The 24,766-nt window shown below is 68.5% G+C and carries 20 protein-coding genes and 1 tRNA gene; 18 read left to right on the forward strand and 3 right to left on the reverse strand.

The window, feature by feature from the left end:
• Nucleotides 1-142: 142 nt before the first annotated feature.
• The 5 genes from HUT18_RS21560 to HUT18_RS21580 all read left to right on the forward strand — a co-directional run bounded on the left by HUT18_RS21560 (nt 143) and on the right by HUT18_RS21580 (nt 4,561).
• Entirely contained in the window at nt 143-598 is a 456-nt protein-coding gene (locus HUT18_RS21560; RefSeq protein ID WP_176102222.1) for a MaoC family dehydratase N-terminal domain-containing protein, read from the forward strand.
• Nucleotides 595-1,029, forward strand: coding sequence for a MaoC family dehydratase (locus HUT18_RS21565; RefSeq protein ID WP_176102223.1), 435 nt, complete (start codon nt 595-597; stop codon nt 1,027-1,029). Before HUT18_RS21560 ends, HUT18_RS21565 begins: the two co-directional genes overlap by 4 nt.
• 141 nt (nt 1,030-1,170) lie before the next feature.
• Nucleotides 1,171-1,737 carry a TetR/AcrR family transcriptional regulator gene (locus tag HUT18_RS21570; protein ID WP_176102224.1) on the forward strand — a complete coding sequence of 189 codons (567 nt, stop codon included), beginning with the start codon at nt 1,171-1,173 and terminating at the stop codon, nt 1,735-1,737.
• A 189-nt stretch (nt 1,738-1,926) separates the two neighbouring features.
• A complete protein-coding gene (locus HUT18_RS21575; protein ID WP_176102225.1) occupies nt 1,927-3,447 on the forward strand; it encodes a DHA2 family efflux MFS transporter permease subunit in 1,521 nt (506 codons plus the stop codon).
• A 58-nt stretch (nt 3,448-3,505) separates the two neighbouring features.
• Nucleotides 3,506-4,561: a UDP-N-acetylmuramate dehydrogenase gene (locus HUT18_RS21580; protein ID WP_176102226.1), complete on the forward strand. Its 1,056-nt coding sequence runs from the start codon at nt 3,506-3,508 to the stop codon at nt 4,559-4,561.
• Between the two features lie 56 nt (nt 4,562-4,617).
• On the opposite strand, the gene HUT18_RS21585 is transcribed toward HUT18_RS21580, so the two are convergent.
• Nucleotides 4,618-5,256, reverse strand: coding sequence for an NAD(P)-dependent oxidoreductase (locus HUT18_RS21585; RefSeq protein WP_176102227.1), 639 nt, complete (start codon nt 5,254-5,256; stop codon nt 4,618-4,620).
• Between the two features lie 324 nt (nt 5,257-5,580).
• Between HUT18_RS21585 and HUT18_RS21590 the strand changes: the two genes are divergently transcribed.
• Nucleotides 5,581-6,177, forward strand: coding sequence for a TetR/AcrR family transcriptional regulator (locus HUT18_RS21590; RefSeq protein WP_176102228.1), 597 nt, complete (start codon nt 5,581-5,583; stop codon nt 6,175-6,177).
• Between the two features lie 47 nt (nt 6,178-6,224).
• Here the strand turns inward: HUT18_RS21590 and HUT18_RS21595 are convergent, their stop codons facing one another.
• Together HUT18_RS21595 and HUT18_RS21600 are read right to left on the reverse strand one after the other, a co-directional pair.
• Complete coding sequence (locus tag HUT18_RS21595; protein ID WP_176102229.1) at nt 6,225-7,283, reverse strand: adenosine deaminase; 1,059 nt, start codon at nt 7,281-7,283, stop codon at nt 6,225-6,227.
• A 200-nt stretch (nt 7,284-7,483) separates the two neighbouring features.
• On the reverse strand, nt 7,484-8,710 hold the full coding sequence (locus HUT18_RS21600) for a pyridoxal phosphate-dependent aminotransferase (RefSeq protein ID WP_176102230.1): 1,227 nt from the start codon (nt 8,708-8,710) through the stop codon (nt 7,484-7,486).
• Nucleotides 8,711-8,945: 235 nt separating this feature from the next.
• Between HUT18_RS21600 and HUT18_RS21605 the strand changes: the two genes are divergently transcribed.
• The 12 genes from HUT18_RS21605 to HUT18_RS21660 all read left to right on the forward strand — a co-directional run bounded on the left by HUT18_RS21605 (nt 8,946) and on the right by HUT18_RS21660 (nt 24,704).
• Nucleotides 8,946-9,018: transfer RNA gene (locus HUT18_RS21605), tRNA-Trp, on the forward strand.
• Between the two features lie 100 nt (nt 9,019-9,118).
• On the forward strand, nt 9,119-9,403 hold the full coding sequence (gene secE, locus HUT18_RS21610; RefSeq protein ID WP_176102231.1) for a preprotein translocase subunit SecE: 285 nt from the start codon (nt 9,119-9,121) through the stop codon (nt 9,401-9,403).
• A gap of 81 nt (nt 9,404-9,484) precedes the next feature.
• The gene (gene nusG, locus HUT18_RS21615) at nt 9,485-10,429 is read left to right on the forward strand and encodes a transcription termination/antitermination protein NusG (RefSeq protein ID WP_176102232.1); all 945 of its coding nucleotides are present in this window, start codon (nt 9,485-9,487) and stop codon (nt 10,427-10,429) included.
• Nucleotides 10,430-10,810: 381 nt separating this feature from the next.
• A complete protein-coding gene (locus HUT18_RS21620) occupies nt 10,811-11,338 on the forward strand; it encodes a hypothetical protein (protein WP_176102233.1) in 528 nt (175 codons plus the stop codon).
• Nucleotides 11,339-11,516: 178 nt separating this feature from the next.
• A complete protein-coding gene (rplK, locus tag HUT18_RS21625) occupies nt 11,517-11,951 on the forward strand; it encodes a 50S ribosomal protein L11 (protein WP_030359033.1) in 435 nt (144 codons plus the stop codon).
• Between the two features lie 104 nt (nt 11,952-12,055).
• Nucleotides 12,056-12,778 carry a 50S ribosomal protein L1 gene (rplA, locus tag HUT18_RS21630; RefSeq protein WP_176102234.1) on the forward strand — a complete coding sequence of 241 codons (723 nt, stop codon included), beginning with the start codon at nt 12,056-12,058 and terminating at the stop codon, nt 12,776-12,778.
• A gap of 338 nt (nt 12,779-13,116) precedes the next feature.
• Nucleotides 13,117-14,004, forward strand: coding sequence for a DUF1396 domain-containing protein (locus HUT18_RS21635; protein ID WP_254878743.1), 888 nt, complete (start codon nt 13,117-13,119; stop codon nt 14,002-14,004).
• Nucleotides 14,005-14,197: 193 nt separating this feature from the next.
• Nucleotides 14,198-15,127 carry a hypothetical protein gene (locus tag HUT18_RS21640; protein ID WP_176102235.1) on the forward strand — a complete coding sequence of 310 codons (930 nt, stop codon included), beginning with the start codon at nt 14,198-14,200 and terminating at the stop codon, nt 15,125-15,127.
• A 380-nt stretch (nt 15,128-15,507) separates the two neighbouring features.
• Nucleotides 15,508-16,038, forward strand: coding sequence for a 50S ribosomal protein L10 (gene rplJ, locus HUT18_RS21645; RefSeq protein WP_176102236.1), 531 nt, complete (start codon nt 15,508-15,510; stop codon nt 16,036-16,038).
• A 116-nt stretch (nt 16,039-16,154) separates the two neighbouring features.
• Entirely contained in the window at nt 16,155-16,538 is a 384-nt protein-coding gene (gene rplL / locus HUT18_RS21650) for a 50S ribosomal protein L7/L12 (RefSeq protein WP_176102237.1), read from the forward strand.
• 637 nt (nt 16,539-17,175) lie between these two features.
• Nucleotides 17,176-20,661, forward strand: a complete 3,486-nt coding sequence (gene rpoB / locus HUT18_RS21655; RefSeq protein ID WP_176102238.1) for a DNA-directed RNA polymerase subunit beta — start codon at nt 17,176-17,178, stop codon at nt 20,659-20,661.
• A gap of 131 nt (nt 20,662-20,792) precedes the next feature.
• Complete coding sequence (locus HUT18_RS21660) at nt 20,793-24,704, forward strand: DNA-directed RNA polymerase subunit beta' (RefSeq protein ID WP_176102239.1); 3,912 nt, start codon at nt 20,793-20,795, stop codon at nt 24,702-24,704.
• The last annotated feature ends 62 nt before the right edge of the window (nt 24,705-24,766 follow it).

Consider the following 24,766-nt stretch of genomic DNA (forward strand, 5'->3'; position numbering starts at 1 on the left):
CGTGATACCAAGCGTCCGGGACGCTTCGCCGCCCGCCTCCGACACGGTCGCCGCCCGGCAACCCCGGTCCGGTACACAGGTCCTCGAGGCAGGCCCGTCGTTTGCCCCGAACTGTCTGTGACTCCCAGGAGGTGCCGAGCCGATGGCGCTCGATCAGTCCTTCGTCGGGCGGACGTATCCGCCCGCCGACTCCTACGAGGTCGGCCGCGAGAAGATCCGCGAGTTCGCCCTGGCCGTGGGCGACGGCAATCCCGCGTACACGGACCCGGAGGCGGCGAAGGCGCTCGGCTACGCCGATGTCATCGCCCCGCCGACCTTCTCGTTCGCCATCGCCTTCGCCGCCGCCCGCCGCGTGGTCGACGACCCGGCGCTCGGGCTCGACTACGACCGGGTGGTGCACGGCGACCAGAAGTTCGCGTACACCAGGCCGGTACGGGCCGGTGACCGGCTGAGGGTCACCTCCACCATCGAGGCGATCAAGTCCCTCGCGGGCAACGACATCGTGGACGTCCGCGGCGAGATCGAGGACGAGTCCGGCGAGCACGTGGTCACCACCTGGATCAAGCTCGTCTCGCGGGCGAAGGAGGACGCGGCATGACCACGGCAGCGAAGATCGCGTACGCGGACGTCGAGACCGGGACCGAGCTTCCCGCGCAGACCTTCCACGTCACCCGCGAGACCCTGGTGCGCTACGCGGGCGCCTCCGGCGACTTCAACCCCATCCACTGGAACGAGAAGTTCGCGCGCGAGGTCGGCCTGCCCGACGTCATCGCGCACGGCATGTTCACCATGGCCGAGGCCGCCCGTGTGGTCACCGACTGGATCGGCGACCCGGGCGCGCTCGTCGAGTACGGCGTCCGCTTCACCAAGCCCGTGGTCGTGCCCAACGACGACGAGGGCGCCACCATCGAGGTCAGCGCCAAGGTCGCGGCCAAGCTCGACGACAACCGGGTGCGGGTCGACCTGACCGCGATGTCCGGCGGACAGAAGGTCCTCGGCATGGCGCGCGCCGTCGTGCGCCTGGCCTGACCGGGGGACCTGGCTACGCCAAGAGGTTCGGGGGCGCTCGCTGTCGGCGGGCGCCCCTTTTTGCTGCCGGGCGGAGTCGGGCAACGGGCTTCGGTGGATAGGGACTTGCTTAGTTAGTGATTGGCCACTAACTTTCTCTTCATGGTCAGGATGAGTGCAGAGGAGCGGCGGGCCGCGGTGATCGCCGCGGCCGTCGAGGAGTTCGCGCGGACCGGTTACCGGGGGACGTCCACCGAGGTCATCGCCCGGCGGGTCGGCGTCTCGCAGCCGTACCTCTTCCGGCTCTTCCCGAACAAGCAGGCCATCTTCCTTGCCGCGGTGGAGAGTTGCCTGGAGAAGATGCGCGGCGTCATGGTGCGGGCCGGCGAAGGCGTGGAGGGTGTCGAGGCCGTCGAGGCGATGGGGGCGGCGTACCAGACCCTGATCGCCGAGGATCCCGCGGTGCTCGACATTCAGCTCCAGCTCTTCGCCGCCGCTGCCGCCGCCCGGGTCTCGGGCGACGAGGAGTTCGCGGCGGCGGTCCGGCGCAAATGGCTGGAGGTCTGGGACGCCATGCACCTGGCCCTCGGCGCTGACATCGAGGAGACCACCACCTTCATGGCGTACGGAATGCTCGTCAACGTCCTTCGTGCGATGGGCTTTCCGCCCGATCACCGCGTCTGGGACGGGATCTACGAGAAGGCCCGCCCGGTCGGTGACGTCGGCTGAGTGGTGGGTGCGGCCTGTCGGGTCGTGCCGTGCCGTGTCACGTTCCGCATCCGCCGTACCTACTGCTGTCCGCGAAAGTTAGTGATCAATAACTAATTGCCGTCGCCTGTTCCCGCCGCGTCGTACGCACCCGGCGAGCCAGGCACCCGCCACGCAAGTCCCGTGAATCACAGCTCACTTGGGGGAGTTATGCACAGCACCGACGACAGCAGTACTGACGACAGCAGCACCGACGACAGTGCGAGCGCAGGGCCCGACCGTGCGCGCGCCATATGGGCGCTGGTCATCACCAGCGCCGCCGGATTCATGGCGGCCCTCGACAACCTCGTCGTCACCACCGCCCTGCCTTCGCTGCGCAAGGACCTCGGAGGCTCGCTCGACGACCTCGAATGGACCGTCAGCGCCTATACGTTGACCTTCGCCGCGCTGCTGATGTTCGGTGCCGCGCTCGGTGACCGGTTCGGGCGCAGGCGGCTCTTCCTCGCCGGGCTCTCCGTCTTCACCGCGGCCTCCGCGGCGGCGGCCCTGTCGGACGGCATCGGGGAACTGATCGCGGCGCGTGCCGTGCAGGGCGTCGGCGCGGCCGTGATGATGCCGCTCACCCTCACCCTGCTCACCGCGGCCGTCCCGGCGGCCCGGCGCGGCGCCGCGCTCGGCATCTGGAGCGCCTGCCAGGGGCTCGCGGTGGCCTGCGGCCCGCTCATCGGCGGCGGTCTGACCGAACACATCTCCTGGCACTGGATCTTCTGGCTCAACGTCCCGATCGGCCTGCTCCTGCTCCCGCTCGCCCGGCTCCGGCTCGCCGAGTCCCACGCGCCCGGCGCCCGCCTCGACCCGGTCGGCACGGTGCTCGCCAGCGGCGGTCTGTTCGGGATCGTGTACGGGCTGGTGCGCACCTCCAGCCACCCGTGGAGCGAGAGCCTGGTGCTGCTCAGCCTGTTCTCCGGGGCCGCGCTCCTGGTCGCCTTCGTCCTGCACGAGCAGCGCACGCGGCGCCCCATGCTGCCGATGCGGCTGTTCCGCAGCCGTGCCTTCAGCGGCGTCAACGCCGCGAGCCTGCTGATGTACGTCGGCATGTTCGGCTCGATCTTCCTGCTCAGCCAGTTCATGCAGGTGGTGGGCGGGCACTCGCCCACCGAGGCCGGGCTGCGGATGCTGCCGTGGACCGGCGTACCGATGCTCGTCGCCCCGCTCGCGGGCATCCTCTCGGACCGCATCGGCGGCCGCCCGGTGGTCGCGCTCGGCCTGACCCTCCAGGCCGCCGGACTCGCGCTGTACGCCATGGTCGCCGCCACCGATGTGTCGTACGCGGCCCAACTGCCCGCCCTGATCATCAGCGGCGTCGGCATGGCGCTGTACTTCGCGCCCGCCGCGCACCTGGTGATGTCCAGCGTGAGCACCGGGGAACAGGGCATCGCCTCCGGCGCCAACAACGCCCTGCGCGAGGTCGGCGGCGCGCTCGGCATCGCCGTACTCGCCTCCGTCTTCTCCGCCCGGGGCGGGTACCGCGACCCGCAGGACTTCGTCGACGGGCTCGTGCCCGCGCTGTGGATCGGTTCGGGGGTCGTGCTTCTCGGCGCGGTCGCGGCGCTGCTGATGCCGCGCGGCGCCGGGCTGGACAAGGACGGGCAGTTCGGCGGGCAGCCCGGGAACGGACCGGAGGCCGGGCGCGGGGCCGCGCTGCCGGAGCGTGCCGGAGCCGGGGTCTGAGCGGACGCCCCGACGGTCCGTGGCCGGGCAACCGTGCCACGGACCGTAGGCTTGGGCCGTGCAGGAACTCCATGACGCCCCGCTCGCCCCGCTGACCACCTTCCGGCTCGGCGGTCCCGCGACCCGCCTGGTCACCGCCACCACGGACGCCGAGGTGACCGAGACCGTCCGGCGCGCCGACGCCGAGGGCACCCCGCTGCTCCTGATCGGCGGCGGCAGCAATCTGGTCATCGGGGACAAGGGCTTCGAGGGCACCGCGCTGCGCATCGCCACCCGCGGCTTCGAACTGCGCGGCACCGAGCTGGAGTTGGCCGCCGGTGAGGTCTGGACGGACGCCGTCGCGCGTACCGTCGAGGCCGGTCTCGCCGGAATCGAGTGCCTGGCCGGTATCCCCGGTTCGGCGGGCGCGACCCCGATCCAGAACGTGGGCGCGTACGGCCAGGAGGTCTCCTCGGTGATCACCGAGGTGATCGCGTACGACCGCCGGACGCACGAAACGGTCACGCTGACGAACGAAGAGTGCCGGTTCGCCTACCGCCACAGTCGCTTCAAGGCCGAACCCGACCGTTTCGTCGTCCTCAGGGTGCGCTTTTCGCTCAGTGACGAAGCGGGTCTGTCAGCACCGGTCAAATACGCGGAGACCGCCCGCGCCCTCGGCGTCGGGACCGGCGACCGCGTCCCGCTGGAGGACGCCCGCAGGACCGTGCTCGCCCTGCGTGCGGGCAAGGGCATGGTGCTCGACCCCGAGGACCACGACACCTGGTCGGCCGGGTCCTTCTTCACCAACCCGATCCTGGACGAGGCGGGCTTCGCCCTCTTCCGGCGCCGGGTGGCCGAGCGCCTCGGCCCGGACACCGAGCCGCCCGCGTACCCGGCCGGGCAGGGCCGCACCAAGACCTCCGCGGCCTGGCTGATCGACCGGGCCGGTTTCACCAAGGGCTACGGCGAGGGCCCCGCCCGTATCTCCACCAAGCACACCCTCGCCCTCACCAACCGCGGCTCCGCGACCACCGAGGACCTGCTCACCCTCGCCCGCGAAGTGGTGGCCGGGGTCCACGCGGCCTTCGGCATCACCCTCGTCAACGAGCCGGTGACGGTCGGCGTCGAGATCTGACACCGGCGCGCGCCCAGGGGCCCCGCGCGGTACGCGGCTTCCGCTCAGTACACGACTCAGTACGCGACCCCGACCGGCTTCCGCAGCGTCGTCGTGTCGTCGATCAGGGCCAGCATCGCGTGCGCCACGTCCGCCCGGCCGATGGTGCGCGCGCTCGGCGGATTGGCGCCGACCACCTTGCGGTAGCTGCCGCTGAGCGGGCTGTCGAGCAGGCGCGGTGGGCGTACGCACGTCCAGTCCGCGGCACTGGACGCCAACTCGGCCTCCATCCGGGCCAGATCGGCGTAGGTGGCCCGGAGCACCGACCTGATCACCTTCAGCGCGAGCCGGTCCTGGAGCGGCTGGCCCGCGGGCGCCTCGCCCACCGGCACCGCGCTGACGACGAGCAGCCGCCCCCGGCCCTCCGCCTCCATCGCGGCGAGGACGCTGCGGGTGAGGCGGGTGACGACGCCCGCGCTCGCGTCCCGGCGGCTGCGCGCGCCGAGCCCGGACAGCACCGCGTCGCTCCCGGCGACCGCGGGCCGCAGCGCCTCGGGGTCCGACAGGTCCGCGCGTACGAGTTCGAGTCGCGGCGTGCCGCTCGCGAGCTTCGAGGGATCGCGTACGACCGCCGTCACCTTGTGGCCCGCGGTCAGCGCCTGCCGCACGATCTCCCGGCCGACTCCGCCCGTGGCTCCGAACACCGTGAGCCGCATCGGTGCACCTCCAGCTCTCGTGAGAGCTCCGGCGGGAGCACTCATGACCGTTGATGACAGTTCTTGGACGACTCCGCGAGCGTGATTGTGACAACCCCTGAGAAGTATGTGCGGGAGCACGCGTCGGGTGAGTGAATACTTACCCACCGAGCGGGAGCCTACCGGGGGCCATCTCCGTACGATCCGCCGGTGTGTCCGCGGAACCGGCCGCGCGCCGGATACCGTCTGTCGTCCCGTCCGCCACCGCAATACGGGAGCCCCGGGCCTCCCATCGGCCCGGACCCACTGCCCGCCGTCACCGCCCGGAAGGAAGTCAGCGACCCCATGCCGCAGCAGCCGACCAGGCTCCGCATCCTCGACGCGGCGCACGAGCTGATGCTCCGCCTCGGCCTCGCCCGCGTCACCACCAAGGAGATCGCGAAGGCGGCGGGCTGTTCCGAGGCGGCGTTGTACAAGTACTTCCCGAGCAAGGAGGAGCTGTTCATCAGCGTCCTCACCGAACGCCTGCCCCGGCTCGGCCCGCTGCTCGACGAACTCGTCGCCGCCCCGCCGGAACGCTCCGTCGAGGGCAACCTCATCGAGATCGCCCGGCAGGCCGCGCTCTTCTACCGCCAGAGCTTCCCGATCGGCGCCTCGCTCTACGCCCAGACCCAGCTCAGGGAGCGGCACACCGAGGCCATGCGCGCACTGGGCGCCGGACCGCACCGCCCCATCGAGGGCCTGGCCGCCTACCTAGGCGCCGAGCAGCGCGCGGGCCGCATCCGCCCCGACGCCGACCCGCACGCCGCCGCCTCGCTGCTGCTCGGCGCCTGCGCCCACCGCGCCTTCGTCTACGACATGACCGAGACCGGCGAACCCCCGCAGTCCCTCGACGAGTTCGCGGCGGGCCTGGCCCGCACCCTGCTCGCCGGAATCGCCTGAGGCCAGGACTCCGGCCCCGGCTCACGCCGTGAGCCGGGTGGCCGCCCTCACTCCGTGAGCCAGGCGTCCACTCCCGCGAGCAGCCGCTCGCGATGCTCCTCGGGCGCCATCGACGCGCGGATCGACTGCCGTGCCAGCTCGGCCAGTTCGGCGTCCTCGAAGTCGTGGTGGCGCCGGGCGATCTCGTACTGCGCGGTCAGCCGCGAGCCGAACAGGAGCGGGTCGTCGGCGCCCAGCGCCATCGGCACCCCGGCCTCGAACAGGGTGCGCAGGGGTACGTCCCCGGGCTTCTCGTAGACGCCGAGGGCGACATTGGAGGCCGGGCACACCTCGCAGGTGATCTCGCGGTCGGCGAGCCGCTTCAGCAGACGCGGGTCCTCGGCGGCGCGCACCCCGTGCCCGATCCGCCCGGCGTGCAGGTCGTCCAGGCAGTCGCGTACCGAGGAGGGCCCCGTCAGTTCGCCGCCGTGCGGCGCGGAGAGCAGTCCGCCCTCGCGCGCGATGGCGAAGGCACGGTCGAAGTCCCGTGCCATACCCCGGCGTTCGTCGTTCGAGAGACCGAAGCCGACCACCCCGCGGTCGGCGTAACGCACCGCGAGCCGGGCCAGGGTGCGCGCGTCCAGCGGGTGCTTCATCCGGTTCGCGGCCACCAGTACGCGCATCTGGAGCCCGGTGTCGCGGGAGGCCGTCTCGACCGCGTCCAGGATGACCTCCAGCGCCGGGATGAGCCCGCCGAGCCGCGGCGCGTACGAGGTCGGGTCGACCTGGATCTCCAGCCAGCCGGAGCCGTCCGCCAGGTCCTCCTCGGCCGCCTCGCGCACCAGCCGCTGGATGTCCTCGGGCGCACGCAGACAGGACCGGGCCGCGTCGTACAGGCGCTGGAAGCGGAACCAGCCGCGCTCATCGGTGGCGCGCAGCTTGGGCGGCTCGGGATCGCGCAGGGCCTCCGGCAGGTGGACGCCGTACTTCTCGGCCAGCTCCAGCAGCGTCGTGTGCCGCATGGAGCCGGTGAAGTGCAGATGCAGATGCGCCTTCGGCAACTTGCCGAGATCACGGCCGGACGCCGTGCGCGGAGGGACGTCGGGAAGTTCTCGTACACGCTCCATCCCAGGATCTTGCCGTATGCCCGCGGCACATCGGTAGCCGAGTTCACCGTTTGTGTGCCCGAGAGCACGTGTGTGCGCCTTCGCCCTCGGACGCGCGTACGGTCAACTCCCCGCTCCCACAAGCGATTTGGTACGACGACGGGGCCGCCCCTCCGGTCGGAGGAGCGGCCCCGTCGTGGTGGCCGGACGCGGGGGCGGGATCAGTCCCGGGCCTCCGCGAGCAGCTTCTGGATCCGCGAGACACCCTCGACCAGGTCCTCGTCGCCCAGCGCGTAGGACAGACGCAGGTAGCCCGGCGTACCGAAGGCCTCGCCCGGCACCACCGCGACCTCGACCTCGTCCAGGATGAGCGCGGCCAGCTCCACCGAGCTCTCGGGGCGCTTGCCGCGGATCTCCTTGCCGAGCAGACCCTTGACCGAGGGGTACGCGTAGAAGGCGCCCTCCGGCTCGGGGCACACCACGCCGTCGATCGCGCTCAGCATCTCCACGATCTTGCGGCGGCGCCGGTCGAAGGCCTCACGCATGGTGTCGACCGCGGCCAGGTCGCCGGAGACGGCGGCGAGCGCGGCGGCCTGCGCGACGTTGGAGACGTTGGAGGTGGCGTGCGACTGGAGGTTGGTCGCCGCCTTGACCACGTCCTTCGGGCCGATGATCCAGCCCACCCGCCAGCCGGTCATCGCGTACGTCTTGGCGACACCGTTGACCACGATGCACTTGTCGCGCAGCTCGGGCAGCACCGCCGGGAGCGAGGTGAACTTCGCGTCGCCGTAGACCAGGTGCTCGTAGATCTCGTCCGTCATCACCCACAGGCCGTGCTCCACGGCCCAGCGCCCGATGGCCTCGACCTCGGCCTCCGGGTACACGGCCCCGGTCGGGTTGGACGGCGAGACGAACAGGACGACCTTCGTACGCTCGGTGCGCGCGGCCTCCAGCTGCTCGACGGAGACCCGGTAGCCGGTGGTCTCGTCGGCGGTGACCTCGACCGGCACGCCGCCCGCGAGCCGGATCGACTCGGGGTAGGTGGTCCAGTACGGGGCGGGCACGATGACCTCGTCGCCCGGGTCGAGGATGGCGGCGAAGGCCTCGTAGATGGCCTGCTTGCCGCCGTTGGTGACGAGCACCTGCGAGGCGTCGACCTCGTAGCCGGAGTCGCGCAGCGTCTTCGCCGCGATCGCCGCCTTGAGCTCCGGCAGCCCGCCGGCCGGGGTGTAGCGGTGGTACTTCGGGTTCTTGCACGCCTCGATGGCGGCCTCGACGACATAGTCGGGGGTCGGGAAGTCGGGTTCCCCCGCGCCGAAGCCGATGACCGGACGACCGGCCGCCTTGAGGGCCTTGGCCTTGGCATCGACGGCGAGGGTGGCGGACTCGGAGATCGCACCGACGCGGGCGGAGACCCTGCGCTCGGTGGGTGAGGTTGCAGCACTCATGAAGGACATGCTTCCAGACGGTGAACGCCGCCGACACAGGCATTCCGCACAACGAACACCCGTGCGCTCGAGCGATCAAGGTGCCCGCCCCGTCGCACCGCGGGACTTTCTGTTCGACGTGCGCCCGTGAAACACGTACACTCATGCCTCGTTGGCCTTCAGCCGCCGCTGATCCACAAAGAATCCGGAGCGATCCGGACGGCGTGGAATGATGCGGTAGGTTGAGGGAAATCAAAGGGTCGTAGCTCAATTGGTAGAGCACTGGTCTCCAAAACCAGCGGTTGGGGGTTCAAGTCCCTCCGGCCCTGCTACACACTCCGCGAGGATGTGTGCGCATGTACGTACTGCACCGCCGTGCGGCTCGACCGGGCGCGGCACGGCCACGACCCGGGAATCAGGTGAGGACGAGTGACGGACGCCGTGGGCTCCATCGACAAGCCTGATGCTCAGGACGAGGCTGCCGAGTCCAAGAAGTCACGCAAGGGCGGCAAGCGCGGCAAGAAGGGCCCGCTGGCGCGGCTCGCACTCTTCTACCGCCAGATCGTCGCGGAACTCCGCAAGGTCGTCTGGCCGTCCCGGAGCCAGCTGACGACATACACCACCGTGGTGATTGTCTTCGTTGTCATCATGATCGGTCTCGTGACCGTGATTGACTATGGGCTTGACGAGGTCGCGAAGTACGTCTTCGGCTGAGCCGCCGAAAGCGAAGGACGCCGTCCCTGGCGTCCCTATTCGCGCGTTCCACCACTCTGTATCCAGGAAGAAGCAGCCACAGTGTCTGACCCGAACCTGAACGACGCCGCTGAGTCTGTGGGCGAGAGCTTCGAGTCCGCTGAGGACGAGCGGGACATCGTCGAGGCCGCGGACGAGGACCAGGCAGAGGCAGCCGACGCCGCCGCGGGCGCACCGGCCGAAGAAGAGGCCGTACACGTCGAGGACGAGGCCACGGCCGAGGTCGAGGCCGCGGAGGACGAGACCACCGAGGACGAGAACACCGAGACCGCCGAGGACGACGACGCCGAAGAGGCCGAGTCCGAGGAGGCCGCCGAGGGTGAGTCCGAGGAGACCGACGAGGAAGAGCCCGCCGAGGAGGCCGAGCCGGTCGACCCGGTCGCGGCCCTGCGTGAGGAACTCCGCACCCTGCCCGGCGAGTGGTACGTGATCCACACCTACGCCGGTTACGAGAACCGCGTGAAGACCAACCTGGAGCAGCGCGCCGTCTCGCTGAACGTCGAGGACTTCATCTTCCAGGCCGAGGTGCCGCAGGAAGAGGTCGCCCAGATCAAGAACGGCGAGCGCAAGACGATCCGTCAGAACAAGCTGCCCGGCTATGTGCTGGTCCGCATGGACCTGACCAACGAGTCCTGGGGCGTCGTCCGCAACACCCCCGGCGTCACCGGCTTCGTGGGCAACGCCTACGACCCGTACCCGCTGACCCTGGACGAGATCGTCAAGATGCTCGCCCCCGAGGCCGAGGAGAAGGCGGCCCGCGAGGCGGCCGAGGCCGAGGGCAAGCCGGCGCCGCAGCGCAAGGTCGAGGTCCAGGTCCTGGACTTCGAGGTGGGCGACTCGGTCACCGTCACCGACGGCCCGTTCGCCACCCTCCAGGCCACGATCAACGAGATCAACGCCGACTCGAAGAAGGTCAAGGGCCTCGTGGAGATCTTCGGCCGCGAGACCCCGGTCGAGCTGAGCTTCGACCAGATCCAGAAGAACTGACCCCTCAGGTCCGGTTCGCAGACACCGCCCGCCGGGCCCGGTCTCCTCGTCTCGTACGAGGGGCCGGGCCCGGCGGCGTTCGTACGGGGGCGTGCGCGCTGTTCGTACGGGGCTGTGCGCACGGGCGTGTGCGCGGGGGAGCGCACGGCCGCGCGTGGAGCGGGAACGGTGGTTCGGTGGGCGACTCGATCGGGTGATGTGTGAGGTGCGGCACAACCATCGAGGGGGGACGCGGGTCTGACTTGGTGACCGAATCGCGTTAACAGTTTCCTTTGCGGTGATGTGTATCGACCTGCCCTGAATTAAGGGGAGTTGATCGTGTCGCCACGTGAGGTCGCCACGTGATTCGGGCCGACATTCGCCGAGCTAGGGGGACATCCCATGCGTGCTCGCACCACCGTCATCTCCGCGATCGCCTGTACCGCGGCCCTTCTCGTACCGGCCTCCTCGGCCTTCGCGGGCACCGGACCTTCGCCCTCGCCCGACAAGCAGCGGCAGTCCAGGTCCACCGCGCCGTCCGCGGCCGGCAACCCGCTCAGCGCCCGGGCCCAGGCGGCCGGGGTCTGCGCGGACGCCCGGCAGATCGGCACCACCGCGTACATCGACAAGGGCGGTCAACACGTCGCCTCCGTCAAGCAGTTCTACTCGTCCGACTGCAACCGCAACTACAGCTACGTCTGGGTCTGGCAGGCCTACCGGGACAAGGTCAAGGACTACGACGTCAGTACGGCCGTCTACAGCTACAGCGACGACCTGCGGCACGGGGAGCGGTCCTGGGTGAACACCAACGTCGCCGAGTTCTGGTCCGACCCCGCCGCGACCGCCAGCCACTGCACGGCGGGCGTCGGCACCCTGCGCGCCCCCGGTGAGCCGCTGCCGGGCCAGGCGGCGTCCAGCAAGGTCTGCTGACCAGCGCGAACACCTGTCGATCGGCAGCGCGAACAGCGCGGGCCGGGCGGTCCTCAGGGGCCGTCCGGCCTGCTCGTTTTTGGCCCAGCGTCGCGAACCGTTATCGTTGTGCGGTATGCCTCCATCCGGATGACCGGATGCGGGCAGTCTCACTCTCACTAGGACCCGGAGAGAGCTAATGCCTCCCAAGAAGAAGAAGGTCACGGGGCTGATCAAGCTCCAGATCCAGGCCGGTGCCGCGAACCCGGCTCCGCCGGTCGGCCCCGCGCTGGGTCAGCACGGCGTCAACATCATGGAGTTCTGCAAGGCCTACAACGCCGCGACCGAGTCGCAGCGTGGCTGGGTCATCCCGGTGGAGATCACGGTCTACGAGGACCGTTCCTTCACCTTCATCACCAAGACCCCGCCGGCCGCGAAGATGATCCTCAAGGCCGCGGGCGTGGAGAAGGGCTCCGGCGAGCCGCACAAGACCAAGGTCGCCAAGATCACCCAGGCGCAGGTCCGCGAGATCGCCACCACCAAGATGCCCGACCTCAACGCCAACGACCTCGACGCCGCGTCGAAGATCATCGCCGGTACCGCCCGCTCCATGGGCATCACCGTCGAGGGCTGACACACCCCGTACGACCTTGTGGCAGGGCCGAGCGCGGCCCGGACCACGACTCCCTTTTCCGCCGGTGCGGCGCGGCCGCCCGGTGCACTACCTCAGGAGCAGAAGTGAAGCGCAGCAAGAACCTCCGCGCTGCGGACGCCAAGATCGACCGGGAGAAGCTGTACGCCCCGCTCGAGGCCGTCCGCCTCGCCAAGGAGACCTCCTCGGCCAAGTTCGACGCCACCGTCGAGGTCGCCTTCCGTCTGGGTGTCGACCCGCGCAAGGCCGACCAGATGGTCCGTGGCACCGTGAACCTCCCGCACGGCACCGGTAAGACCGCCCGGGTCCTGGTCTTCGCGACCGGTGACCGTGCCGAGGCCGCGCGTGCCGCGGGCGCCGACATCGTCGGCGCCGACGAACTGATCGACGAGGTCTCCAAGGGCCGCCTGGACTTCGACGCCGTCGTCGCCACCCCGGACCTCATGGGCAAGGTCGGCCGCCTCGGCCGCGTGCTCGGTCCGCGTGGTCTGATGCCGAACCCGAAGACCGGCACGGTGACCCCCGACGTCACCAAGGCCGTGAACGACATCAAGGGCGGCAAGATCGAGTTCCGCGTCGACAAGCACTCGAACCTGCACTTCATCATCGGCAAGGCGTCCTTCGACGACACCAAGCTGGTGGAGAACTACGGTGCGGCTCTGGAGGAGATCCTCCGTCTGAAGCCGTCCGCCGCCAAGGGCCGCTACATCAAGAAGGCCGCCCTCAGCACCACCGTGGGCCCGGGCATCCCGCTCGACCCGAACCGCACCCGCAACCTCCTCGTCGAGGAGGACCCGGCCGCCGTCTGAGCCCTGGCTCAGTTCCGGCAGTCGCTCCCTCAGCGCACGCGCTGTGGGACGGGCCCCGCACTTCGTACTTCCGGTACGAGGGCGGGGCCCGTTCCCGTTTCCGGGGCCGTACGAGAGTTCCGGCCGCGGTGGCGCGAACCCGCCTGTGACCTTTGCGTACCCGAGGCGTGGGGAATCTGTGTGCGGCCCTGGTCAGCGGTCGGGTAATGTCCCCTCCGAAGTGCTGATTTGAGTTCCTCTTTGCACTTCTTCGGATCATTTCTCTTCGATTGCCCGGATCAGGCAGGTCCCTTGGGGGGAGTCACCTGTTTCCGGCCATGTGTTTCAGGGGTGGGGACGTGGCTTCAGCCATGCGTGCGGTACGGAAGAAGGCGGGCGTCGCCGTAGTGGCGGCGGCGCTGGTGTGCGGGGCGGCGGCGTGTTCGTCGTCCTCCGACAAGGACGGCAAGAGCGACGCCAAGGCCGAGGGCCGCAAGCAGGCGGAGGCCTCGCCCCGCCTGGCGCCCGCCGCGGCGGTCAAGAAGGCGACGGAGGCCAGCGAGAAGCTGACCTCCTTCCGCTACCGGGCCAAGGGCACCGTGCCCGGCGAGGGCAAGGTCCAGGCCGAGGCCGCGATGAGCATCGACCCGTTGCGCGTCAGCATGAAGGCGACGACCAGCGAGTCCGGGACGCCCGAGACCGGTGAGTTCCGGCTGATCGACGGCACGATGTACATCGGCAACGGCAAGCCCGACCCGGAGCTGGACAACAAGTCCTGGATCAAGATCTCCATGGACGAGAAGGAGCTCACCGAGGGCGAGGACGGCGTCTCCAACCAGGCCGAGAAGAACCCGGCCGCGGAGACCTCCTTCCTGAACGGCTCCAAGGACCTCAAGCTGGTCGGCACCGAGACGGTGGAAGGCGTCCGTACCCAGCACTACACGGGGACCGTGACCCTCGACCAGATGCGCGACTCCCTGAAGGGCACGAGCGGCCCGAAGCGCAAGAGCCGCGAGAAGAGCCTCAAGGAGTACGAGTCCATGGGGATCAAGACCTTCACCATGGACATGTGGGCCGACGAGGAGGACCACACCAAGCAGTTCCGGATGCGGGCCAAGGGCGCCAAGGGCCCGATGGACCTGACGATCACCTTCCTCGACTACAACAAACCGGTCGAGGTGAAGGCCCCGCCGGTCGCCGACACCTTCGACTTCGCCAAGGAGATGGAGGCCATGGGCGCCTCCTGACCGTGGCCGTCGTCCGCCCGCGCCCTTGGTGACGGGCGGACGACAGCCCGCACCAGGCGCGCTTTTCGGCCATGGGATCCGACGGCTCCGCAACCGCCCGGCGGTGCGGGGCCGTCTGGTTCCCGGGACCGGTCCGAGACCTCATGTACTAGCGTGCAGAGGCTCAGAAATCTGGGATTCACAGGGGTGGGAAATGAAGAGCGTGAACGTACGCCGTCTCGGTATATCGGTGGCCGTGGTCGCGGCCCTCACATCGGTCGCCGCCTGCGGTGACTCCGACGACAAGAAGGACGACAAGGCGGTCGCGAGCCCGCAGGCCTCCGGCAAGACCGACGGCTCGGACTCCGAGGGCAACAACGCCCCCAACGCCATGACGGCCCTGCGCTCGGTGGAGGAGTCCACCGACGCCGCGGAGAGCTCCGAGGTCGACGCCTCGATGTCGCTCGGCAACGTCCTGTCGATGACCTCCAAGGGCGAGCTGTCCTGGGAGGACGGTCCGACGGGCAACATGACCATCACGTACACCGGTGGTCAGATGGCTCAGCAGATGCAGCAGGCGGGCTCCAGCTCGATCGAGGCCCGGTACCTGCCCGACGAGTACTTCGCGAAGATGGGCGACACCTTCGCCGCGCAGGCCGACGGCAAGCACTGGATCCACTACAGCTACGACGACCTGGAGGACCTGGTCGGCGGCTCCAGCGGCGCGTACATGAAGGACCAGCTCCAGAACTCCACGCCGAACCAGTCGGTGAAGCTGCTGCTCGCCTCCGGCGACGTGCGCAAGGTCGGCGAGGAGAAGGTGCGCGGCGAGCAGACCACGCACTACAGCGGCACCGTCGAGGTGGCCGACCTGGCGGCGAAGAACTCCAACCTGAGCGCCGACCAGCTCGCCGACCTCAAGAAGCAGCTCCAGGCCTCCGGTATCACCACCGAGACCATCGACATCTGGGTCAACGACGAGAACCTGATGGTCAAGAAGGTCGAGAAGGCCGACACCGCCCAGGGCGCGCTGAACTCCACCGCCTACTACAGCAACTACGGAATCCACGTCACCTCCGAGGCCCCGCCGGCCGACGACACGGTCGACTTCCAGGAGCTCCTGAAGCAGCAGCCGCAGCAGTAAGGGCGGCGGGTACGGACCGGTTGCCGCGCCCCGGTGCGGTGACCGGTCCGTACGCCTTCCCGGCCTGCGGACTTGCGCGTGCGCGGGCTCCCGGGCGCGGATTTGCTTGCACGCGAGCCGTTCCCGTACTCTTCACCAGAAGCCAAAGACCGCTGGTCGTTTACCGGACTCTCAGCCGAGAGAACGGTGGCCGAAGGATCCGCTGAAATATGCGGGCGACCCGCGTAGGTGACTGTGGAAGCGCTCCCGGCCTCGATTCGATGAACGAATCCGGTACCGGTCGAGCTCACGCCCCGTGCACCTGCGCCGGGGCGTTTCGTTTTTCCCAGTCCTCCTTCGGGTCCGCGCGGTCGTATTCACCCGGAAGGAGGCCGAGGCTCATGGCGAGGCCCGACAAGGCTGCTGCGGTTGCCGAGCTGACGGACAAGTTCCGTAGCTCCAACGCCGCTGTGCTGACCGAGTACACCGGTCTCACCGTGGCGCAGCTCAAGGAGCTGCGCCGTTCGCTCGGTGAGAACGCTACGTACCGCGTGTCGAAGAACACGCTTTCCAAGATCGCGGCCAACGAGGCCGGGATCTCCACGCTCGACGACCTGTTCAAGGGCTCGACGGCGATCGCCTTCGTCACCGGTGACCCGGTGGAGTCGGCGAAGAGTCTCCGTGACTTCGCCAAGGACAACCCTGCCCTGGTCGTCAAGGGTGGCGTCATGGACGGCAAGCCGCTGTCCGCCGACGAGATCAAGAAGCTTGCGGACCTCGAGTCCCGCGAGGTTCTGCTCGCCAAGCTGGCGGGCGCCATGAAGGCCAAGCAGTCCTCCGCGGCCGCTGTCTTCCAGGCGCTCCCGTCGAAGTTCGTCCGCACCGCGGAAGCGCTTCGCGCCAAGAAGGACGAGCAGGGCGGTGCCGAGTAATTCGGCTCGCACATTGATCGTCGCCCGCTAGGGGCGACGGTCGACAGCGGGCCCGACGTACGCCCGCCTCACATGTACATCCGGCACCAGCCGAATTAGTGGAAGGACCGCCCATCATGGCGAAGCTCAGCCAGGAAGACCTGCTCGCCCAGTTCGAGGACATGACCCTCCTCGAGCTCTCCGGCTTCGTGAAGGCCTTCGAGGAGAAGTTCGACGTCACCGCTGCCGCTCCGGCCGCCGTCGCCGTCGCGGGCCCGGGTGCCCCGGCCGCCGAGGCCGCTGCCGAGCAGGACGAGTTCGACGTCGTCCTCACCGGCGCCGGCGACAAGAAGATCCAGGTCATCAAGGTCGTGCGTGAGCTGACCTCGCTGGGTCTGAAGGAGGCCAAGGACCTCGTCGACGGCACCCCGAAGCCGGTCCTCGAGAAGGTCGACAAGGCCGCCGCGGAGAAGGCCGCCGAGGCCCTCAAGGGCGCCGGCGCCTCCGTCGAGGTCAAGTGACCTCACGAGTCCCCGTGACTCTTTCGTCCCGCCGCCGGGGCTCCCGGCTGTAACGGCAGGACCGCCAAGGGCGATCACCCATCAGGGTGGTCGCCCTTCGGCGTTGACGGGGCCGGGGGATCGGCATCCCTTGCGTGACGGGTTCCGGCGAGTAGGGTGATCTTCGCTCCGGCCCGCCGGGAGGCGAGGGCACACGGGGCGCCGCTCGGCAGTGACGAGCGCGGCATGCGGTTTGGCCTGGGGGCCCTTGACGAACCGGACGCGGCGCGCGATTCTCAGGACGCGTCGCCAGATCCGATTCTGATCCGAGGCATGGATCGGTGGCGAAGAGGGCAGTATCGATGTGCATCGAGGGCATGGCTTACCGCGAGTGATGAGAACAACGAGGGTCGTGGGGCACGTGATGGTCCCGGAAAACCCGGAGTGGACATCAGTGGGCCAAGTGGCTACACTGACCCTTTGCGCTGCCTGTTAGCTGCCTCCTGCCCGTCACCAGGGGCATGCCCGTGCTTGAGCACAGAGGAAAAAACCGGCCCTGACCTGGCCTTTCACCGGGTTGCTCCAGTTTTTCCGCTCTGAGTTCCCGCATGGGGCCGGTACGCGCGTAGTGAGTCCGAGCCCTCGGAAGGACCCCCTCTTGGCCGCCTCGCGCACTGCCTCGACCGCGAATACGAACAACGGCGCCAGCACCGCCCCGCTGCGCATCTCCTTTGCAAAGATCAAGGAGCCCCTCGAGGTTCCGAACCTTCTTGCTCTGCAGACCGAGAGCTTTGACTGGCTGCTCGGTAATGACGCGTGGAAGGCTCGTGTCGAGGCGGCTCTGGACAGTGGACAGGACGTCCCCACCAAGTCCGGTCTGGAGGAGATCTTCGAGGAGATCTCCCCGATCGAGGACTTCTCCGGGTCGATGTCCCTGACGTTCCGCGACCACCGCTTCGAGCCGCCGAAGAACAGCATCGACGAGTGCAAGGAGCGCGACTTCACGTTCGCCGCCCCGCTCTTCGTCACCGCCGAGTTCACCAACAATGAGACCGGCGAGATCAAGTCCCAGACGGTCTTCATGGGCGACTTCCCGCTCATGACGAACAAGGGCACCTTCGTGATCAACGGCACCGAGCGTGTCGTGGTCTCGCAGCTCGTCCGCTCGCCCGGTGTCTACTTCGATTCCAACATCGACAAGACCTCGGACAAGGACATCTTCACCGCCAAGATCATCCCGTCCCGGGGTGCCTGGCTGGAGATGGAGATCGACAAGCGCGACATGGTCGGTGTGCGTGTCGACCGCAAGCGCAAGCAGTCGGTCACCGTGCTGCTCAAGGCGCTCGGCTGGACCACCGAGCAGATCCTGGAGGAGTTCGGCGAGTACGAGTCGATGCGCGCCACCCTGGAGAAGGACCACACCCAGGGCCAGGACGACGCGCTCCTCGACATCTACCGCAAGCTGCGTCCGGGCGAGCCGCCCACCCGTGAGGCCGCGCAGACGCTGCTCGAGAACCTCTACTTCAACCCGAAGCGCTACGACCTCGCCAAGGTCGGCCGCTACAAGGTGAACAAGAAGCTGGGCGCCGACGCCCCGCTGGACGCCGGGATCCTGACCGTCGAGGACATCATCGCGACGATCAAGTACCTGGTGAAGCTGCACGCCGGTGAGACCGAGACGGTCGGCGACAGCGGCACCCAGATCGTCGTCGAGACCGACGACATCGACCACTTCGGCAACCGCCGCCTGCGCAACGTCGGCGAGCTGATCCAGAACCAGGTCCGTACGGGTCTCGCCCGTATGGAGCGCGTCGTGCGCGAGCGCATGACCACCCAGGACGTCGAGGCGATCACGCCGCAGACCCTGATCAACATCCGGCCGGTCGTCGCCTCCATCAAGGAGTTCTTCGGCACCAGCCAGCTGTCCCAGTTCATGGACCAGAACAACCCGCTGTCCGGGCTGACGCACAAGCGTCGTCTGTCCGCGCTCGGCCCGGGTGGTCTCTCCCGTGAGCGGGCCGGCTTCGAGGTCCGAGACGTGCACCCGTCCCACTACGGACGCATGTGCCCGATCGAGACGCCCGAAGGCCCGAACATCGGTCTGATCGGTTCGCTCGCCTCCTACGGCCGGGTCAACGCCTTCGGCTTCGTGGAGACCCCGTACCGCAGGGTCACCGACGGTGTCGTCACCGACGAGGTCGACTACCTGACCGCCGACGAGGAAGACCGCTTCGTCATCGCGCAGGCCAACGCGCCGCTCACCGAGGACCTGCACTTCGAGGAGTCCCGCGTCCTGGTCCGCCGCCGTGGCGGCGAGGTCGACTACGTCCCCGGCGACGACGTCGACTACATGGACGTCTCCCCGCGCCAGATGGTGTCCGTCGCGACCGCGATGATCCCCTTCCTGGAGCACGACGACGCCAACCGTGCCCTCATGGGCGCGAACATGATGCGCCAGGCCGTTCCGCTCATCAAGGCGGAGGCGCCGCTCGTCGGCACCGGCATGGAGTACCGCTGCGCCGTCGACGCCGGTGACGTCATCAAGGCCGAGAAGGACGGTGTCATCCAGGAGGTCTCGGCCGACTACGTCACCGTCGCCAACGACGACGGCACGTACACCACGTACCGCGTCGCCAAGTTCTCCCGCTCCAACCAGGGCACCTCGGTCAACCAGAAGGTCGTCGTCACCGAGGGCGACCGGGTCATCGAGGGCCAGGTCCTGGCCGACGGTCCCGCCACCGAGAACGGCGAGATGGCGCTCGGCAAGAACCTCCTCGTCGCCTTCATGCCGTGGGAGGGCCACAACTACGAGGACGCGATCATCCTGTCGCAGCGCCTCGTACAGGACGACGTCCTCTCCTCGATCCACATCGAGGAGCACGAGGTCGACGCCCGTGACACCAAGCTCGGCCCGGAGGAGATCACCCGGGACATCCCGAACGTCTCCGAGGAGGTCCTCGCCGACCTCGACGAGCGCGGCATCATCCGGATCGGTGCCGAGGTCATCGCCGGTGACATCCTCGTCGGCAAGGTGACCCCCAAGGGCGAGACCGAGCTGACCCCCGAGGAGCGCCTGCTGCGCGCGATCTTCGGTGAGAAGGCCCGTGAGGTCCGTGACACCTCGCTGAAGGTGCCGCACGGCGAGACCGGCAAGGTCATCGGCGTCCGCGTCTTCGACCGCGAGGAGGGCGACGAGCTTCCCCCCGGTGTGAACCAGCTGGTGCGCGTCTACGTCGCGCAGAAGCGCAAGATCACCGACGGTGACAAGCTCGCCGGACGCCACGGCAACAAGGGCGTCATCTCCAAGATCCTGCCGATCGAGGACATGCCGTTCCTGGAGGACGGCACCCCGGTCGACATCATCCTCAACCCGCTGGGTGTGCCGTCCCGAATGAACCCGGGACAGGTCCTGGAGATCCACCTCGGCTGGCTCGCCAGCCAGGGCTGGGACGTCTCCGGCCTCGCGGACGAGTGGGCCGAGCGCCTCCAGGCGATCGAGGCCGACCAGGTCGCGCCGCGCACCAACGTCGCGACCCCGGTCTTCGACGGCGCCCGCGAGGACGAGCTGGCCGGTCTGCTCGAGCACACCATCCCGAACCGCGACGGCGACCGCATGGTGCTGCCGTCCGGCAAGGCGAGGCTGTTCGACGGCCGCTCCGGCGAGCCGTTCCCGGACCCGATCTCCATCGGGTACATGTACATCCTCAAGCTGCACCACCTGGTCGACGACAAGCTGCACGCCCGCTCGACCGGTCCGTACTCCATGATCACCCAGCAGCCGCTGGGTGGTAAGGCCCAGTTCGGTGGTCAGCGCTTCGGTGAGATGGAGGTGTGGGCGCTGGAGGCGTACGGCGCCGCGTACGCCCTCCAGGAGCTGCTGACCATCAAGTCCGACGACGTCACCGGCCGCGTGAAGGTCTACGAGGCCATCGTCAAGGGCGAGAACATTCCGGAGCCCGGCATCCCCGAGTCCTTCAAGGTGCTCATCAAGGAGATGCAGTCCCTGTGCCTCAATGTGGAGGTGCTGTCCAGTGACGGTATGTCCATCGAGATGCGCGACACGGACGAGGACGTCTTCCGTGCCGCCGAGGAACTCGGAATCGACCTGTCCCGGCGCGAGCCGAGCAGCGTCGAAGAGGTCTGACAGTCCGGCCGGGGTCTTCGACCCGTAGACCCCGGCCGCTCCCCGGACCCCTCAGACCATTGATGAAGCGCCCCCTTTTCCCGCTGCGGCGAGGTGAGGGGCACAACCCCCGAAAGAGGGATTGACGACAAGTGCTCGACGTCAACTTCTTCGACGAGCTGCGGATCGGCCTGGCGACCGCGGACGACATCCGACAGTGGTCCCACGGCGAGGTCAAGAAGCCGGAGACCATCAACTACCGCACCCTGAAGCCCGAAAAGGACGGACTCTTCTGCGAGAAGATCTTCGGTCCGACCCGGGACTGGGAGTGCTACTGCGGTAAGTACAAGCGTGTCCGCTTCAAGGGCATCATCTGCGAGCGCTGCGGCGTCGAGGTCACTCGCGCCAAGGTGCGTCGTGAGCGGATGGGCCACATCGAGCTGGCCGCTCCCGTCACCCACATCTGGTACTTCAAGGGCGTCCCGTCGCGCCTTGGCTACCTGCTCGACCTCGCCCCGAAGGACCTGGAGAAGGTCATCTACTTCGCGGCGTACATGATCACGTTCGTCGACGAGGAGCGCCGCACCCGCGACCTGCCCTCGCTGGAGGCGCATGTCTCCGTCGAGCGTCAGCAGATCGAGCAGCGCCGCGACTCCGACCTGGAGAACCGCGCCAAGAAGCTCGAGACGGACCTCGCCGAGCTGGAGGCCGAGGGCGCCAAGGCCGACGTGCGCCGCAAGGTGCGCGAAGGCGCCGAGCGCGAGATGAAGCAGCTGCGCGACCGTGCCCAGCGCGAGATCGACCGTCTCGACGAGGTGTGGAACCGCTTCAAGAACCTCAAGGTCCAGGACCTCGAGGGCGACGAGCTGCTCTACCGCGAGCTGCGCGACCGCTTCGGTACCTACTTCGACGGTTCGATGGGTGCCGCGGCGCTGCAGAAGCGCCTGGAGTCCTTCGACCTGGAGGAGGAGGCCGAGCGCCTCCGCGAGATCATCCGTACCGGCAAGGGCCAGAAGAAGACCCGTGCGCTCAAGCGCCTCAAGGTCGTCTCCGCGTTCCTGCAGACGTCCAACAGCCCCAAGGGCATGGTGCTCGACTGCGTGCCGGTCATCCCGCCGGACCTGCGTCCGATGGTGCAGCTGGACGGTGGCCGCTTCGCGACCTCCGACCTGAACGACCTGTACCGCCGTGTCATCAACCGCAACAACCGCCTGAAGCGGCTTCTCGACCTCGGCGCGCCCGAGATCATCGTGAACAACGAGAAGCGCATGCTCCAGGAGGCCGTCGACGCGCTCTTCGACAACGGCCGCCGCGGCCGCCCGGTCACGGGCCCCGGCAACCGTCCGCTGAAGTCGCTGTCCGACATGCTCAAGGGCAAGCAGGGCCGCTTCCGTCAGAACCTGCTCGGCAAGCGCGTCGACTACTCGGCCCGTTCCGTGATCGTCGTCGGCCCGCAGCTCAAGCTGCACCAGTGCGGTCTGCCGAAGGCGATGGCGCTTGAGCTCTTCAAGCCGTTCGTGATGAAGCGCCTGGTCGACCTGAACCACGCGCAGAACATCAAGAGCGCCAAGCGCATGGTCGAGCGCGGCCGCACGGTCGTGTACGACGTGCTCGAAGAGGTCATCGCCGAGCACCCGGTTCTGCTGAACCGTGCGCCCACCCTGCACCGCCTCGGCATCCAGGCCTTCGAGCCGCAGCTGGTCGAGGGCAAGGCCATCCAGATCCACCCGCTCGTCTGCACCGCCTTCAACGCGGACTTCGACGGTGACCAGATGGCCGTGCACCTGCCGCTCTCCGCGGAGGCGCAGGCCGAGGCCCGCATCCTGATGCTGTCCTCGAACAACATCCTCAAGCCCGCCGACGGTCGCCCCGTCACCATGCCCACCCAGGACATGGTGCTCGGTCTGTTCTTCCTGACCACGGGCGGCGCCGAGCGCGAACTCAAGGGCGAGGAGCGTCCGTTCGCCTCCGTCGCCGAGGCGATCATGGCCTTCGACGCGGGCGAGCTCTCGCTCCAGTCGAAGATCGACATCCGCTTCCCGGTGGGCACCATCCCGCCGCGCGGCTGGACCCCTCCGGCCGACGTCGAGGGTGACGAGTTCGGTGCCGGTGACTGGCAGCAGGGCGACTCGTTCCGGCTGCGGACCACCCTGGGCCGCGCGCTCTTCAACGAGCTGCTGCCCGAGGACTACCCGTTCGTCGACTACGAGGTCGGCAAGAAGCAGCTCTCCCAGATCGTCAACGACCTGGCCGAGCGCTACCCCAAGGTCATCGTGGCGGCGACGCTCGACAACCTGAAGGCGGCCGGCTTCTACTGGGCCACCCGCTCCGGCGTCACCGTGGCCATCTCCGACGTCGTCGTTCCCGAGGCGAAGAAGGAGATCGTCAAGGGCTACGAGGCGCAGGACGAGAAGGTCCAGAAGCAGTACGAGCGCGGTCTGATCACCAAGGACGAGCGCACTCAGGAACTCATCGCGATCTGGACCAAGGCGACCAACGAGGTTGCCGAGGCCATGAACGAGAACTTCCCGAAGACCAACCCGATCTTCATGATGGTGAACTCGGGCGCGCGCGGAAACATGATGCAGATGCGTCAGATCGCCGGTATGCGTGGTCTGGTGTCGAACGCCAAGAACGAGACCATCCCGCGTCCCATCAAGGCGTCCTTCCGCGAGGGCCTCTCCGTCCTGGAGTACTTCATCTCCACGCACGGTGCCCGTAAGGGTCTCGCCGACACCGCCCTGCGTACCGCCGACTCGGGTTACCTGACCCGTCGTCTGGTCGACGTCTCGCAGGACGTGATCATCCGCGAGGAGGACTGCGGCACCGACCGCGGTCTGCGCCTGGCGATCGCCGAGCGCGGCGCCGACGGCACCCTGCGCAAGACGGAGGACGTCGAGACCTCCGTGTACGCGCGCTGCCTCGCCGAGGACATCGTCGTGGACGGCAAGGTGCTCGCCCCGGCCGGTGTCGACCTCGGTGACGTCCTCATCGACCAGCTGGTCGCGGCCGGCATCGAAGAGGTCAAGACCCGGTCGATCCTGACCTGTGAGTCCGCCGTCGGCACCTGCGCCATGTGCTACGGCCGCTCGCTGGCCACCGGCAAGCTGGTCGACATCGGTGAGGCGGTCGGCATCATCGCCGCCCAGTCCATCGGTGAGCCCGGTACCCAGCTGACGATGCGTACCTTCCACACCGGTGGTGTGGCCGGTGACGACATCACCCAGGGTCTGCCCCGTGTCGTCGAGCTCTTCGAGGCTCGTACGCCCAAGGGTGTCGCCCCGATCTCCGAGGCCGCGGGCCGCGTCCGCATCGAGGAGACCGAGAAGACCAAGAAGATCGTCGTCACCCCGGACGACGGCAGCGACGAGACGGCGTTCCCGATCTCCAAGCGTGCCCGTCTCCTGGTGGGCGAGGGCGACCACGTCCAGGTGGGCCAGAAGCTCACCGTGGGTGCCACCAACCCGCACGACGTGCTGCGCATCCTCGGCCAGCGCGCCGTCCAGGTGCACCTGGTCGGCGAGGTCCAGAAGGTCTACAACTCGCAGGGTGTGTCGATCCACGACAAGCACATCGAGATCATCATCCGGCAGATGCTGCGCCGCGTGACGATCATCGAGTCCGGCGACGCCGAACTGCTGCCGGGCGAGCTCGTCGAGCGCTCCAAGTTCGAGACCGAGAACCGTCGTGTGGTCCAGGAAGGCGGCCACCCGGCCTCCGGCCGGCCGCAGCTGATGGGTATCACCAAGGCCTCGCTGGCGACGGAATCCTGGCTGTCGGCCGCCTCCTTCCAGGAGACGACCCGAGTCCTGACGGACGCGGCGATCAACGCCAAGTCCGACAGCCTCATCGGCCTCAAGGAGAACGTCATCATCGGTAAGCTCATCCCGGCCGGTACGGGCCTCTCCCGCTACCGCAACATCCGGGTCGAGCCCACCGAGGAAGCCAAGGCCGCGATGTACTCGGCGGTCGGCTACGACGACATCGACTACTCGCCGTTCGGGACGGGGTCGGGTCAGGCTGTGCCGCTGGAGGATTACGACTATGGGCCGTACAACCAGTAAGGTCCCGCTGCCGTAAGGCTGTTGAAGGGCGGTCACCCCGGGTGGGGTGGCCGCCCTTCGGG

The sequence above is a fragment of the Streptomyces sp. NA04227 genome (genome assembly GCF_013364195.1).
Classification (GTDB): domain Bacteria; phylum Actinomycetota; class Actinomycetes; order Streptomycetales; family Streptomycetaceae; genus Streptomyces.